The organism is Streptomyces sp. 8L (genome assembly GCF_020176795.1).
GTDB lineage: Bacteria > Actinomycetota > Actinomycetes > Streptomycetales > Streptomycetaceae > Streptomyces.
In genome coordinates, this window is sequence record NZ_JAIUKE010000338.1 from 1 (window position 1) to 14,215 (window position 14,215).

Consider the following 14,215-nt stretch of genomic DNA (forward strand, 5'->3'; position numbering starts at 1 on the left):
CCGGCGCGCCGCTCGACGCCGCGGGCGCGAAGACCCTCGGCGTCTTCCACACCATCCAGCAGGCCTTCGAGCGCTTCGGACCCGAGGTCATCGAGTCGTACATCATCTCGATGTGCCAGGGCGCGGACGACGTGTTCGCCGCCGCGGTCCTCGCCCGCGAGGCCGGCCTGCTCGACCTGCACGGCGGCTGGGCCAAGATCGGCATCGTGCCGCTCCTGGAGACCACGGACGAGCTGCGCGCCGCCGACGTCATCCTCGACGACATGCTCTCCGACCCGTCCTACCGCCGCCTCGTCTCGCTGCGCGGCGAGGTCCAGGAGGTCATGCTCGGCTACTCCGACTCCTCGAAGTTCGGCGGCATCACCACCTCCCAGTGGGAGATCCACCGCGCCCAGCGCCGCCTGCGCGACGTCGCGCACCGGCACGGCGTACGCCTGCGCCTCTTCCACGGCCGGGGCGGCACCGTCGGCCGAGGCGGCGGCCCCTCGCACGACGCGATCCTCTCCCAGCCCTGGGGCACCCTGGAGGGCGAGATCAAGGTGACCGAGCAGGGCGAGGTCATCTCCGACAAGTACCTGATCCCGTCCCTCGCCCGCGAGAACCTCGAACTGACCGTCGCCGCGACCCTCCAGGCATCCGCCCTGCACACCGCGCCCCGCCAGTCCTCCGAGGCACTCGCCCGCTGGGACGCGGCCATGGACACCGTCTCCGACGCCGCGCACTCCGCGTACCGGCGCCTGGTCGAAGACCCCGACCTGCCCGCGTACTTCTTCGCCTCCACCCCCGTCGACCAGCTCGCCGCCCTCCACCTCCAAGCCCGGCCCTCCCGCCGCCCCGACACCGGCGCGGGACTCGACGGCCTGCGCGCCATCCCCTGGGTCTTCGGCTGGACCCAGTCCCGGCAGATCGTGCCCGGCTGGTACGGCGTCGGCTCCGGCCTCAAGGCGCTGCGCGAGGCCGGACTCGACTCCGTCCTCGACGAGATGTACGAACACTGGCACTTCTTCCGCAACTTCATCGCGAACGTCGAGATGACGCTCGCCAAGACCGACCTGCGGATCGCGCGCCACTACGTCGACACGCTCGTGCCCGAGAACCTCAAGCACGTGTTCGGGAACATCGAGACCGAACACGCCCTCACCGTCCAGGAGATCCTCCGCATCACCGGCGGCGAGAAGCTCCTCGACTCCAACAAGGTCCTCCAGCAGACGTTCGCCATCCGCGACGCCTACCTCGACCCGATCTCCTACCTCCAGGTCGCCCTGCTGGCCCGCCAGCGCCAGGCCGCCGAGGCCGAGGAGGCCCCCGACCCGCTGCTCGCCAGGGCGCTGCTCCTGACGGTCAACGGCGTGGCCGCGGGCCTGCGCAACACCGGCTGACGGCCGGCCGGCCGGAAGGACACGCCGGGGGGCCCCCGGCCCCCCCCCCCCCCCCGGCCCGCGGCCGGCCCGCGCGCGGACGGCGCAGAGGACGGCCGGCGACAGCGCGGCCTGCCCGGCGGAGCCCGCGCCGGTCCAGGGCCCCGCCTTCGAGGTGATCTACCTCCTGGAGGCGGACGAGGCGGCCCTCGGACGGCTCAAGGAGCGTCTTGACGCACTCGGCGACTGCCTCGTCGTCGGCGGCGGCGAGGGCCTGTGGCAGGTGCACGTGCACACCGACGACGCGGGCGCCGCCGTCGAGGCCGGCATCGAGGCGGGACGCCCGTACCGCATCCGCGTCAGCCACCTCGCGCCACTCGCGGCCGAGCCGCCGACCCAGCGGACCGGCGGGGGCGGTGCGGCCGGGAGCGCCGGGCACGACGGCGACGACGGCGCCACCACCCTCCTCGTACGCGCCGGCGAGCAGCCGCCGAGCGGTGAGATCGTCGAGGCCATCCGGCGCGCGCACGCGCGCGAGGTCGTGCTGCTGCCCAACGACCCCGAGCTGCGCCACCCGGCCGCTGCCGCCGCCGCGCAGGCGCGCGCCGAGGGCGTGCGGGTCGCCCTGATCCCCACCAGGGCGGCCGTCCAGGGCATCGCCGCGCTCGCCGTGCACCAGCCGGAGCGCCGCTTCGACGAGGACGTCGTCGCGATGACGTCGGCCGCGGGCGCCACCCGCTACGGCGAACTCGCCGTGGCCGAGCGCATGGCCTGGACCACGGCCGGCATCTGCCGGGCAGGGGACGTCCTCGGCCTCATCGAGGGGGACATCGCCGTCATCGGCACGGACCTGGCCGCCACGGCGGCCGACGTCCTCGACCGCATGCTCGCCGCGGGCGGCGAACTCGTCACGCTCGTACTCGGCGACGGCGTGCCCGACACGCTCGCCGAGGGGCTCGAAGCGCATGTGCGGGGCGGCCACCTCGCCGTCGACACCGTCGTGCACCGGGGCGGCGGCAGAACCGCGCCGCTGCTCATCGGCGTCGAATGACCCCGATGTCACAGGCGTGGTGTGGAATGGACGACGTGTCCGCGCTTGACGAACCCCTCAAGAAGACACTCGGCCAGCCCACCGCGAAGGTGATGGCCGAGCACCTCGGCCTGCACACCGTGGGCGACCTGCTGCACCACTACCCCCGTCGCTACGAGGAGCGCGGCCGGCTCACCCGGCTCGCCGACCTCCCGCTCGACGAGGACGTCACCGTGGTCGCCCAGGTCGCCGACTCCCGTGTGCTGCGCTTCAACGGCGGCCGAGGACAGCGTCTGGAGATCACCCTCACCGACGGCAGCGGCCGGCTCCAGCTGGTCTTCTTCGGCCGGGGGATTCACAAACCCCACAAGGATCTGCCGCCCGGCAGCCGCGCCATGTTCGCCGGCAAGGTCTCCGTCTTCAACCACAAGCTCCAGCTCGCGCACCCGACGTATGTGACGCTCGGCCCCGGCGGCGACGCGTCCGACGAAACCGAAGACCTGGTGGACGACGACACCGCCGCGGCCGTCGACGACTTCGCGGGCCGCCTGATCCCCATCTACCCGGCCTGCAAGGGCCTGGAGTCCTGGAAGATCGCCAAGGCCGTCGACCTCGTCCTGCCCCGCGCGGCCGAGGCGCTCGACCCGCTCCCCGAGGCGCTGCGCGAGGGCCGCGGCCTCGCCCCGCTGCCCGATGCCCTGCACAAGGTGCACCGGCCCCGGACCAAGGCGGATGTCGAGGACGCCCGCGCCCGGCTCAAGTGGGACGAGGCGTTCGTGCTCCAGGTCGCGCTCGCGCGGCGCAGGCGGGCCGACGGGCAACTGCCCGCCGTGGCCAGGCGGCCGGTGGCGGGCGGGCTGCTCGACGCGTTCGACGCGCGCCTGCCCTTCACCCTCACCGAGGGCCAGGAGAAGGTCACCGGCGAGATCTTCGCGGAACTGGGCACGGAGCACCCCATGCACCGGCTGCTCCAGGGCGAGGTCGGCTCCGGCAAGACGCTGGTGGCGCTGCGCGCCATGCTCGCCGTCGTGGACGCGGGCGGCCAGGCCGCGATGCTCGCGCCCACCGAGGTGCTCGCCCAGCAGCACCACCGCTCGATCACCGAGATGATGGGCGAACTGGCCGAGGGCGGGACGCTCGGCGCCGCCGAAGGCGCCACCAAGGTCGTCCTGCTCACGGGTTCGATGGGCGCGGCGGCGCGCAGGCAGGCGCTCCTCGATCTCGTGACCGGCGAGGCGGGGATCGTCATCGGCACGCACGCGCTGATCGAGGACAAGGTCCAGTTCCACGACCTCGGCCTGGTCGTGGTCGACGAGCAGCACCGCTTCGGCGTGGAGCAGCGCGACGCGCTGCGCTCCAAGGGCAGGCAGCCCCCGCACCTGCTGGTCATGACCGCCACCCCCATTCCCCGTACGGTCGCGATGACGGTCTTCGGCGACCTGGAGACCTCGGTGCTCGACCAGCTCCCGGCGGGCCGGTCCCCGATCGCGAGCCATGTCGTGCCCGCCACGGACAAGCCGCACTTCCTCGCCCGCGCCTGGGACCGGGTGCGCGAGGAGGTCGGCGCCGGCCACCAGGCGTACGTGGTGTGCCCGCGCATCGGCGACGAGGAGGACGGCAGGAAGAAGCAGCCGGCCGCCGCCGAAGAGCCGGAGAAGCGCCCGGCGCTCGCCGTGGTGGAGGTCGCGGACAAGCTCGTCGCGGGACCGCTCGCCGGGCTGCGCGTGGAGATCCTGCACGGCAGGATGGCGCCCGACGACAAGGACGCGGTGATGCGCCGCTTCGCGGCCGGCGAGACCGATGTGCTGGTCGCCACGACCGTCATCGAGGTCGGCGTCAACGTGCCCAACGCGACCGCCATGGTGATCATGGACGCGGACCGGTTCGGCGTCTCGCAGCTGCACCAGCTCCGCGGCCGCGTCGGCCGCGGCTCGGCGCCCGGCCTGTGCCTGCTGGTCACCGACGCGCCGGAGGCGAGCCCCGCGCGCGCCAGGCTGGGCGCCGTCGCCGCCACCCTCGACGGGTTCGAGCTCTCCCGCATCGACCTCGAACAGCGCCGCGAGGGCGACGTCCTCGGCCAGGCGCAGTCCGGCGTCCGCTCCAGCCTGCGGATGCTGGCCGTCATCGACGACGAGGAGGTCATCGCCGCCGCCCGGGAGGAGGCCGCGGCCGTCGTCGCGAAGGACCCGGAGCTGACCGGCTACCCGGAGCTGCGCACGGCGCTCGACGCCCTCCTCGACGCCGAGCGCGAGCGCTATCTCGACAAGGGCTGACCTGCCCGCGCCGCGTCGGGCGCGCACGGCGGGCGCGCGTACGGCCGGATTTCCGGCGGACCCGCGGTCGCCTGCCGTGGGTCCCGTACCGCGGGGCGGGCCGGCGCTGCCCGGCGGACCCGCACGCCATATCGTGGAGGACGACCCGCACGCCTCCAGAGGAACCGAGGAACGACACCCATGACCCGCGTGATCGGCGGTGCCGCCGGCGGACGCCGGCTGGCCGTGCCGCCGGGCAACGGCACCCGGCCCACCTCCGACCGGGCGCGCGAGGGCCTCTTCTCCAGCTGGGAATCCCTGCTCGGCACCTTCACCGGCATCCGGGTCGCCGACCTGTACGCGGGCTCGGGCGCCGTCGGCCTCGAAGCCCTCTCCCGCGGCGCCGCGCACGCCCTGCTCGTCGAGGCCGACGGCCGGGCCGCCCGCACGGTCCGGGAGAACGCCCGTGCGGTCGGCCTGCCCGGCGCGGACGTCCGCACGGGCAAGGCCGAGCAGGTCGTCCGTGAAGCCGCCCCGGGCGACCCGTACGACCTGGTCTTCCTCGATCCGCCGTACGCCGTCACTGATGACGATCTTCGCGAGATCCTGCTCACACTCGACCGCAGGGGCTGGCTTGCCGACGACGCTGTCGTCACCGTTGAACGCAGCACCAGAGGCGGCGCGTTCGGCTGGCCCGAGGGGTTCGAGCCGCTGCGCTCCCGCCGCTACGGCGAGGGCACCCTGTGGCACGGCCGGGCGGCCACACCGGCAGCCGCCGGCCCGACGACCGCAGCCACCGCGTCATGACCACGCCGGAGAGCGAGGAGACCCCATTGCGCCGCGCCGTCTGTCCCGGTTCCTTCGACCCCATCACCAACGGGCATCTCGACATCATCGGTCGCGCGTCCAAGCTGTACGACGTCGTCCACGTCGCCGTGATGATCAACATGTCCAAGAAGGGCCTGTTCAGCATCGACGAGCGGATCGACCTGATCCGCCGGGCCACCGCCGAGTTCGGCAACATCGAAGTCGAGTCCTTCCACGGCCTGCTGGTCGACTTCTGCAAGGAACGCGACATCCCCGCCATCGTGAAGGGCCTGCGGGCCGTCAGCGACTTCGACTACGAACTCCAGATGGCCCAGATGAACAACGGCCTCTCCGGCGTCGAGACGCTGTTCGTGCCCACCAACCCGACCTACAGCTTCCTCTCGTCTTCCCTCGTCAAAGAGGTCGCGACCTGGGGCGGAGACGTTTCGCACCTGCTGCCGCCCGTCGTGCACGAGGCCCTCACCGAGCGGATCTCGCAGCGCTGAGGCGCGGCGCGTCAACGCCCCGGCGGGCAAAGGCCGCTCACCCGGTGTCGGGCACGCTCCCGCGGGTCGTACAGTCGTTGCGTCCGTCTCGTAATCCTGCTGAGAAAAGGCGCACACGGTGGACGTGCAGAAGAAGCTCGACGAGATCGTCGACGCTGTGGGGAACGCCAGGTCCATGCCCATGTCGGCGTCCTGTGTGGTGAACCGCGCCGAGCTGCTCGCGATGCTGGAAGAGGTGCGTGCGGCCCTGCCCGGCTCGCTCGCGCAGGCCGAGGAGGTCATCGGCGGGCACGAGCAGCTCGCCGCGCAGGCCCGGCAGGAGGCCGACCGGATCATCCAGGAGGCGCACGACCAGCGGTCGTCGCTGATCTCCGAGACCATCGTGGCCCGCCGGTCCCAGGAAGAGGCGGACCGGATTCTCGACGAGGCCCGCAGGGAGTCGGAGGAGATCCGCGCGGAAGCCGACGACTACGTCGACTCCAAGCTCGCCAACTTCGAGGTCGTCCTCACCAAGACGATCGGCTCCGTCGACCGCGGCAGGGAGAAGCTCCTCGGCCGCAGCCCGGGTGAGGACGCCGACGGCGAGGGGGCGTACGACGACGACCCGGACGCCCCCGAGTACAGCGCCGACCCGAGCACCCTGATCCGGCGCGCGGACGACTACGTCGACGCCAAGCTCGGCGCCTTCGAGGCCGTCCTGTCCAAGACCCTGGAGGCCGTCGGCCGGGGCCGGCAGAAGCTGCACGGGCGCATCGCGAGCGACGAGCTCGGCGCGCACATGGCCGCACAGGACGCCGGCGACGGGGCGGACCTCATCAGCGACTCCGACTTCCTGTCCGACCTCGCGGCGAGCCGGCCGCCCGCCCGCGAACGGCCCGCGGCCGCGCACTCCGAGCCGGCGGCCCCCGCGCCGATGGCGGCCGAGGACGGCTCGATGGCCGCCGCGCAGGGGGCCTACCAGGACGGCGGCTACGCGCCGACCGGCTACGAGACCGGCTCCTACGACATGACCGGTGCGGGCGCCATGCCGGGCACCGACGACATGGCCGGCGTGAACGGCATGGCGGTCATGCCCGGAGCCGACGGCATGCCGGGCGCCGACGCGTCGGCCGGCTACCCGGGCGCCGCCCAGGGCTACGCGGGGGACCAGGCGTACGGCGGCGGATACCCGCAGCACGACGCGTACGGCTACCAGCAGGACCCCTACGCCTACCAGCAGGGCGGCTACGACCCCGCCCAGCAGGCCGGCGCCCAGCACCCCGGCGCCTACGGGCAGGACCCCGCCGCGCAGTACGGCTGGCAGCAGCCGCAGCACCCGGGCCAGGAGCAGCACCCCGGGCAGGAGCACCAGCCCCAGGCCGCGCTCGACGAGACCAGCTTCTTCGACACGAGCATGATCGACCTGGAGGCCCTGCGCCAGTACGAAGAGGGCCGCTGACCACCGGCGCGGGTCCGGATTGGGTCCTGCGCCGCCCTACCGGTATCCTGGCCCTTCGGTCGCGTACACGTGTCGCGATCACGGCTGCCCGCCCGGTCCGTGGGCATCAGCGGCGGCCTCCCCGGGTGATCCCGGGTGGCACTCCCGATCGGATGAAGGCAGGGACGGTTCTGAACGCGCGCCTCGACCACCGCAACCCCCTCGTGTTCGACACACACGAGCTGGGGCGGCGACCCGGTGCGCTCCAGCGGCTGACCCGGTCGGTGCCCGCCCCGGCGGACTTCGGCATCGCAGGCGTCATCGAGGTGCCCGAGGGGAACCCCGTCGAGCTGAAGCTCCGGCTCGAATCGGTCATGGAGGGCGTACTGGTCTCCGGTACCGCCCGTGCCACGGCCGAGGGGGAGTGCGTAAGGTGTCTGGAGCCGCTGACCCGCAAGGTGGAGGCGGACATCCAGGAGCTGTTCTCGTACCACGACGCCGACGACCGGGGCCGCCCCAGGGCGGAGCCCGGCGGCGACGCCGAGGGAGATCCGGAGAACGAGGACACGCTCTTCATCGAGGACGGCCTGTTCGACCTCGAACCGGTGCTGCGGGACGCGGTGGTGCTCGCACTGCCGTTGCAGCCGCTGTGCTCGGACGACTGCCCGGGCCTGTGCCCCGACTGCGGGATCAGGCTGGCGGACGAGCCGGGGCACCACCACGATGCCGTCGACCCCCGGTGGGCGGCATTGCAAGGACTCGCCGAAACCGTCAAGGACGGCGAGAAGGACTCCATCGAGTACACAGACGGTGCCGCTCCCGGTGCCGCCGACGAGAAGCAGGAGAAGTAGCCGTGGCTGTTCCGAAGCGGAAGATGTCGCGCAGCAACACGCGCCACCGCCGGTCGCAGTGGAAGGCTGTGGCCCCCAACCTGGTGGCGTGCGAGCGCTGCCAGGAGCCGAAGCTGCAGCACATCGCGTGCCCCAGCTGCGGCACCTACAACAAGCGCCAGGTCATCGAGGTCTGAGCGGCTGGTGAGAGGCTCAATGTCTGAACTGTCCGCGGACAAGAACGCAAAGAAGCAGACAGACACCGTCCACGCAGCCTCGTCCCACACGCTTCTGGAAGGGCGGCTCGGGTATCACCTTGAGTCCGCCCTTCTGGTGCGTGCGCTGACGCACCGTTCCTTCGCGTACGAGAACGGCGGACTGCCGACCAACGAGCGGCTGGAGTTCCTCGGCGACTCGGTGCTCGGCCTTGTGGTCACGGACACGCTGTACCGCATCCATCCCGACCTGCCCGAGGGCCAGCTCGCCAAGCTGCGCGCCGCCGTGGTGAACGCCCGTGCGCTCGCCGGGGTGAGCCGCGGTCTCGACCTGGGCGCCTTCATCCGGCTCGGCCGGGGCGAGGAAGGCACGGGCGGACGCGACAAGGCGTCCATCCTGGCCGACACCCTTGAGGCGGTCATCGGCGCGGTCTACCTCGACCAGGGTCTCGACGCGGCCTCCGAACTGGTGCACCGCCTCTTCGACCCGCTGATCGAGAAGTCCTCGAACCTCGGTGCGGGACTCGACTGGAAGACCAGCCTCCAGGAGCTCACCGCGGCGGAGTCCCTCGGCGTGCCCGAGTACCTCGTCACGGAGAAGGGCCCCGACCACGAGAAGGTCTTCACTGCTGCCGCCCGCGTCGGTGGTGTCTCGTACGGCACCGGCACCGGCCGCAGCAAGAAAGAGGCGGAGCAGCAGGCCGCCGAGTCCGCGTGGCGCGCCATCAAGGCCGCCGCGGACGAGCGGGTCGCCGCGAGCAGCGCCGCTCCGCAGGAGTGACGTGCCCGAGCTGCCCGAGGTAGAGGTCGTACGGCGCGGCCTGACGCGCTGGGTGAGCGGCAGGACGGTCGCCGAGGCGGACGTCCTGCACCCCCGCGCCGTACGGCGGCACCTCGCGGGGGGGGGGGACTTCGCCGCCCGCCTCAAGGGCCGCACGGTCGGCCCGGCCCGCAGACGGGGCAAGTACCTGTGGCTGCCGCTCGACGACCCGGGGTTCTCCGTACTCGGCCACCTCGGGATGAGCGGTCAGCTGCTGGTGCGCCCCGAGGACGCGCCGGACGAGAAGCACCTGCGCATCCGGCTGAGGTTCGCCGACGGCCAGGGTACGGAGCTGCGCTTCGTCGACCAGCGCACCTTCGGCGGGCTGTCGCTGCACGACAACACCCCGGACGGCCTGCCGGACGTCATCGCGCACATCGCGCGCGACCCGCTGGACCCCGCCTTCGACGACGCCGCGTTCGCCCTCGCGCTCCGCGCGAAGCGCACGACCGTCAAACGGGCCCTGCTCGACCAGTCGCTGATCAGCGGGGTCGGCAACATCTACGCCGACGAGGCGCTGTGGCGCGGCAGGCTGCACTACGACCGGCCGACCGCGACCCTCACCCGGCCCCGGGTGGCCGAACTGCTCGGCCACGTACGGGACGTCATGAACGCGGCCCTCGACGTCGGCGGCACCAGCTTCGACAGCCTCTACGTCAACGTGAACGGCGAGTCGGGATACTTCGACCGCTCCCTCGACGCGTACGGACGTGAGGACGAGCCGTGCCGCCGGTGCGGCACGCCGATGCGGCGCAGACCCTGGATGAACAGGTCGAGCTACTACTGCCCGCGCTGCCAGCGCCCGCCGCGCACCACGGCCTGACGCGCACCACCGTCTGACGCGGCGCCCGCACGGGCCCGCGCGAGGCAGCCAGGGCGGGCTGGTTCAGAAGCCGAAGTCCTGCGTCCACCAGGGGCCGCCCGAGCCGTAGTGCACGCCGACGCCGAGACGGGTGTAGTCGCAGTTCAGTATGTTCGCGCGGTGGCCCTCGGAGTTCATCCAGGCGTCCATCACCGCCTGGGGGTCCGCCTGCCCGCGGGCTATGTTCTCGCCGCCGAGCTTCTGCACTCCGGCCGCGTCCGCGCGGTCCCACGGCGTCCTGCCGTCCGGGTCCGTGTGGTCGAAGAAGCCGCGGGCGGCCATCTCGTCGCTGAAGTCCTGCGCCAGCGAGTCCAGCGAGGAGTCGTCCTTCAGCGGGCGGCATCCGGCCTTCGCCCGCTCCTGGTTCACCAGGCCGAGTATCTGCGCGGCGGCCGACCCGGTCGTCGGGGTGGCGGCGGGCGCCGTGTCGACATGACCCGTGGTGGCGGCCGGCGCGGGAGTCCTGCTCGCGGGCGCCTTCGTGACGGGGGCCGTCTGCTTCCGCGTCGCGGCGGAGGGCTTCGTGCTGTGCGGCGCGGCGGGCGCACCGGACGGCTTCGCCGCGGGACTGTGCGACGTCTTCGGCGCGGCGGAGGCGGAGGACGCACCGGCGGAGCCGGAGGGCGAGGCGGTCGGGGACGCGCTGTCGCTGCCCTGCGGGCGCAGCCCCGTCGGGCCCGCGTCCGTCCGCACCTGCTCGCCGCCCGGGGAGCTCGCGCCCACGTCGTAGTGGCCGCCGCCGGGTATCAGGCCCGACGCCACGGCCACGGCGCCGACCGCCATCGCGGCGGAGGCGCCGAGCAGACCGGTCCGCACGGGGGCGCCCACGCGCCGCTTGCGGCGCTCGCCCCCCGGGCGCCGGCCGGTGGTGCCGTCCGGCTCGGATACGGGGGCGGGCCGTGCGGCGGAGCGTCCGTGGCGTCCCATCCTCGGTCCTTCCTCGTGCTCTCTCGGGGATGTCCTGGCGGTGTGGGGCGGGCGCCTGTGCCGGCGCCCGGACATCACAGAACCTTCACCCGAACGGGTGAGGGCTCATCGCGAGGGGACTGTACGCCATGACGTGTGGGGCTGGTGAGGCTTGAGAGCAATCGGACCGTTAGCTTGCGTGCATGGATGAACACGTACGACTCACCGCGTGGGTACGCGGTCGAGTACAGGGAGTGGGGTTCCGCTGGTTCACCAGGGCCAACGCTCTGGAGATCGGCGGGCTCACCGGCTTCGCGCTCAATCTCGACGACGGCCGTGTGCAGGTTGTGGCCGAAGGGGCGCGTGAGAATTGCCACCGGCTGCTCGACTGGCTGCGCTCGGACGACACGCCCGGCCGGGTCGAGGGCGTCACTGAGATCTGGGACACGCCGCGCGGCGGCTACGAGACCTTCGCCATCCGATAGCCGGGGCCCGTGTCCCGCGCCGACGGGCCGCCCCCCGGCGGTGTTCCGGGCGGACTTTGCTCGCCCGTACACCCGTGATGACCAGGTGGTTGCCAACCGTGCCCGGCGCATGCAACGCTGCCGCTCCGACGAGGGTCTCTCGCGTAGGAGCGCAGGAGGGCGGGCCGTGCCGGGGCGCCACGGGCGCCGAGCCGCCCGGAGGCATGCCCGTACGGACCGTGATCGTGTTGACCGTCAAACTTTTTGGTGAGAGTCTGGAAGCCCCGCGCACACCAACTGTTCGGCAGCGAGAACCGCAGAGATGAGAGCCTCTCTGCCGGGCACGAGGGCGCGTTTTTCCTCACCAAACCACGACCCATACCGCAACCGGTCGGTCACTCATTGTGGAGGACCATCCATCATGGCAAAGGCGCTTCTCGGTTACGTCGGCGGCTCCGACCCGCGACTCCTCGCCGAGATGCGACGGCTTCAGCAGCGTGTACAGGACCTGGAATCCGAACTCGTACGGATCCAGACCGAGAACGACGCGCTCAGCGCCGCCGCACAGCATCCTGGAGACTCGCTGCTCGACGGCATCGACATTGATGTCTCTCAGGAGCCTGCGCTCACCTGATCATCGGCCCGCCCGGGCCGCGGACAGGTGAGATCATTCTCGCCGGCTAGATATGCAAGGGACGCTCCGGCGTCCCTTCTTTCTTTCCTCCCGGCCCCCTGGAGCCCGCCTCATCACCGAGGCCGTCAAGTCCCCCGCCGTACCGCGGTATTCAATCCTCCCCGGGCTCTTCCTTAACGTCTGATGTGCCCTGCACGTTCAGTGGTGAAACCGCCGGGGGACGATCTGTACGGGTAGAGTCCGGCTGCGTGCACCTCAAGGCCATGACACTGCGCGGTTTCAAGTCGTTCGCGTCCGCCACGACGCTGCGGTTCGAACCGGGAATCACCTGTGTCGTGGGGCCGAACGGCTCCGGCAAATCCAATGTCGTGGACGCGCTGTCCTGGGTCATGGGGGAGCAGGGCGCCAAATCGCTGCGCGGCGGCAAGATGGAGGACGTCATCTTCGCCGGGACGACCGGCCGGCCGCCCCTCGGCCGCGCCGAGGTCTCCCTGACCATCGACAATTCCGACGGCGCGCTGCCCATCGCGTACGCCGAGGTCACCATCACGCGGATCATGTTCCGCGGCGGCAGCAGCGAATACCAGATCAACGGCGACACGTGCCGCCTCCTCGACATCCAGGACCTGCTGTCCGACTCCGGCATCGGCCGCGAAATGCATGTCATCGTCGGGCAGGGGCAGCTCGACTCCGTCCTGCACGCCGACCCGATGGGCCGCAGGGCCTTCATCGAGGAGGCCGCGGGCGTCCTCAAGCACCGCAAGCGCAAGGAGAAGGCGCTGCGGAAGCTGGACGCGATGCAGGCGAACCTGGCGCGCGTCCAGGACCTCACCGACGAACTGCGCCGCCAGCTCAAACCCCTCGGCCGGCAGGCCGCCGTCGCGCGGCGCGCCGCCGTCATCCAGGCCGACCTGCGCGACGCCCGCCTGCGGCTGCTCGCCGACGACCTCGTCACTCTGCGGGAGGCGCTGCGCACCGAGGTCGCGGACGAGGCCGAGCAGAAGCGCCGCAAGGAAGAGGCGGAGGGCCGGCTGAAGACGGCGCTCACGCGCGAGGCCGACCTGGAGGACGAGGTACGGCGCCTCGCACCGCGCCTGGCGCGCGCCCAGGGGACCTTCTACGAGCTGTCGCAGCTCGCGGAACGCGTCCGCGGCACGGTCTCCCTCGCCGACGCGCGGGTCACCAGCGCCACCCAGGCGCCCGCCGAGGAGCGGCGCGGGCGCGAGCCCGAGGACATGGAGCGTGAGGCCGCCCGCATCCGGGAGCAGGAGGCCGAACTGGAGGCCGCGCTGGAGGCTGCGGAACGCGCCCTTGAGGACACGGTCTCCCACCGCGCCGACCTGGAGCGCGAACTCGCCGCCGAGGAGCGCAGGCTCAAGGACGCGGCACGCGCCGTCGCCGACCGCCGCGAGCAGCTCGCCCGGCTGCACGGCCAGGTCACCGCCGCCCGCGGTCGCGCGGCCTCGGCGCAGGCCGAGATCGACCGGCTGGCCGCGAGCCGGGACGAGGCCGGGCAGCGGGCCGTCGCGGCGCAGGAGGAGTACGAGCAGCTCAAGGCGGAGGTGGACGGCCTCGACGCGGACGACCACGAGCTGGGTGAGGAGCACGAGGCGGCGCGCCGCGCGCTGGCCGACGCGGAGGCCGCGCTCACCGCGGCGCGCGAGGCGGCCACCGCGGCCGAGCGCAGCAGGGCCGCCGTCGCCGCCCGGCACGATGCCCTCGCCCTCGGGCTGCGCAGGAAGGACGGCTCGGGCGCGCTGCTCGCCGCGCGGGAGTCCCTCACCGGCCTGCTGGGGCCCGCCGCGGAGCTGCTGTCCCTCGCACCGGGCCACGAGGTCCAGATCGCGGCGGCCCTGGGGCTGGCCGCGGACGCGCTCGCCGTGACCGACACGGCGACGGCCGCCCGCGCCATCCGCATGCTGCGCACGCAGGACGGTGGCCGCGCCACGCTGCTGCTGGCAGGCGCCGCCGCGCAGGACTCGTCCGCGCAGGACCCGCCCACGCAGCCGGGAGTGCCCGCGCAGGGCGCCCCGGAGTCCACGGGCCAGGCGTCCGCGGCACCCGGCCTGCCCGCACAGGCGTCCCCGCCCGTGCCCGGTGCCGGTGCCCCCGAC

The 14,215-nt window shown here is 72.7% G+C and carries 13 protein-coding genes and 1 pseudogene; 13 read left to right on the forward strand and 1 reads right to left on the reverse strand.

The window, feature by feature from the left end:
• From LCE31_RS25405 to mutM, 10 genes and pseudogenes are all read left to right on the forward strand, one after another.
• Window positions 1–1,379: phosphoenolpyruvate carboxylase (locus tag LCE31_RS25405; protein WP_225017994.1), on the forward strand; the 1,379-nt coding region annotated here is incomplete at its 5' end.
• A 13-nt stretch (window positions 1,380–1,392) separates the two neighbouring features.
• Window positions 1,393–2,409: pseudogene (locus LCE31_RS25410) on the forward strand (DAK2 domain-containing protein); the annotation flags it as partial.
• A gap of 26 nt (window positions 2,410–2,435) precedes the next feature.
• Window positions 2,436–4,661, forward strand: coding sequence for an ATP-dependent DNA helicase RecG (gene recG / locus LCE31_RS25415; RefSeq protein ID WP_225017996.1), 2,226 nt, complete (start codon window positions 2,436–2,438; stop codon window positions 4,659–4,661).
• A 180-nt stretch (window positions 4,662–4,841) separates the two neighbouring features.
• A complete protein-coding gene (gene rsmD, locus LCE31_RS25420; RefSeq protein WP_225017999.1) occupies window positions 4,842–5,447 on the forward strand; it encodes a 16S rRNA (guanine(966)-N(2))-methyltransferase RsmD in 606 nt (201 codons plus the stop codon).
• A gap of 26 nt (window positions 5,448–5,473) precedes the next feature.
• Complete coding sequence (coaD, locus tag LCE31_RS25425; protein WP_225018018.1) at window positions 5,474–5,953, forward strand: pantetheine-phosphate adenylyltransferase; 480 nt, start codon at window positions 5,474–5,476, stop codon at window positions 5,951–5,953.
• A gap of 118 nt (window positions 5,954–6,071) precedes the next feature.
• Complete coding sequence (locus LCE31_RS25430; RefSeq protein ID WP_374118554.1) at window positions 6,072–7,391, forward strand: DivIVA domain-containing protein; 1,320 nt, start codon at window positions 6,072–6,074, stop codon at window positions 7,389–7,391.
• A 152-nt stretch (window positions 7,392–7,543) separates the two neighbouring features.
• Window positions 7,544–8,221, forward strand: a complete 678-nt coding sequence (locus tag LCE31_RS25435) for a YceD family protein (RefSeq protein ID WP_225018001.1) — start codon at window positions 7,544–7,546, stop codon at window positions 8,219–8,221.
• 2 nt (window positions 8,222–8,223) lie between these two features.
• Complete coding sequence (gene rpmF, locus LCE31_RS25440) at window positions 8,224–8,397, forward strand: 50S ribosomal protein L32 (RefSeq protein ID WP_225018003.1); 174 nt, start codon at window positions 8,224–8,226, stop codon at window positions 8,395–8,397.
• Between the two features lie 19 nt (window positions 8,398–8,416).
• On the forward strand, window positions 8,417–9,196 hold the full coding sequence (gene rnc / locus LCE31_RS25445; RefSeq protein WP_225018005.1) for a ribonuclease III: 780 nt from the start codon (window positions 8,417–8,419) through the stop codon (window positions 9,194–9,196).
• Between the two features lies 1 nt (window position 9,197).
• A complete protein-coding gene (gene mutM, locus LCE31_RS25450; RefSeq protein WP_225018007.1) occupies window positions 9,198–10,058 on the forward strand; it encodes a bifunctional DNA-formamidopyrimidine glycosylase/DNA-(apurinic or apyrimidinic site) lyase in 861 nt (286 codons plus the stop codon).
• Between the two features lie 63 nt (window positions 10,059–10,121).
• Here mutM and LCE31_RS25455 read toward each other — a convergent pair whose 3' ends face one another.
• Entirely contained in the window at window positions 10,122–11,024 is a 903-nt protein-coding gene (locus LCE31_RS25455; protein ID WP_225018010.1) for a CAP domain-containing protein, read from the reverse strand.
• A 182-nt stretch (window positions 11,025–11,206) separates the two neighbouring features.
• Between LCE31_RS25455 and LCE31_RS25460 the strand changes: the two genes are divergently transcribed.
• The 3 genes from LCE31_RS25460 to LCE31_RS25470 all read left to right on the forward strand — a co-directional run.
• A complete protein-coding gene (locus LCE31_RS25460; RefSeq protein WP_225018012.1) occupies window positions 11,207–11,488 on the forward strand; it encodes an acylphosphatase in 282 nt (93 codons plus the stop codon).
• Window positions 11,489–11,888: 400 nt separating this feature from the next.
• The gene (locus LCE31_RS25465) at window positions 11,889–12,101 is read left to right on the forward strand and encodes a hypothetical protein (protein ID WP_225018014.1); all 213 of its coding nucleotides are present in this window, start codon (window positions 11,889–11,891) and stop codon (window positions 12,099–12,101) included.
• 248 nt (window positions 12,102–12,349) lie between these two features.
• The coding region (locus tag LCE31_RS25470) for a chromosome segregation SMC family protein (protein WP_225018016.1) at window positions 12,350–14,215 on the forward strand (1,866 nt) is incomplete at its 3' end.

Coding starts and splice junctions, on each gene's coding strand:
- recG (WP_225017996.1), top strand. CDS start 2,436: ATGGACGACGTGTCCGCGCTTGACGAACCCCTCAAGAAGACACTCGGC.
- rsmD (WP_225017999.1), top strand. CDS start 4,842: ATGACCCGCGTGATCGGCGGTGCCGCCGGCGGACGCCGGCTGGCCGTG.
- LCE31_RS25435 (WP_225018001.1), top strand. CDS start 7,544: ATGAAGGCAGGGACGGTTCTGAACGCGCGCCTCGACCACCGCAACCCC.
- rnc (WP_225018005.1), top strand. CDS start 8,417: ATGTCTGAACTGTCCGCGGACAAGAACGCAAAGAAGCAGACAGACACC.
- LCE31_RS25455 (WP_225018010.1), bottom strand. CDS start 11,024: ATGGGACGCCACGGACGCTCCGCCGCACGGCCCGCCCCCGTATCCGAG.
- LCE31_RS25460 (WP_225018012.1), top strand. CDS start 11,207: ATGGATGAACACGTACGACTCACCGCGTGGGTACGCGGTCGAGTACAG.
- LCE31_RS25465 (WP_225018014.1), top strand. CDS start 11,889: ATGGCAAAGGCGCTTCTCGGTTACGTCGGCGGCTCCGACCCGCGACTC.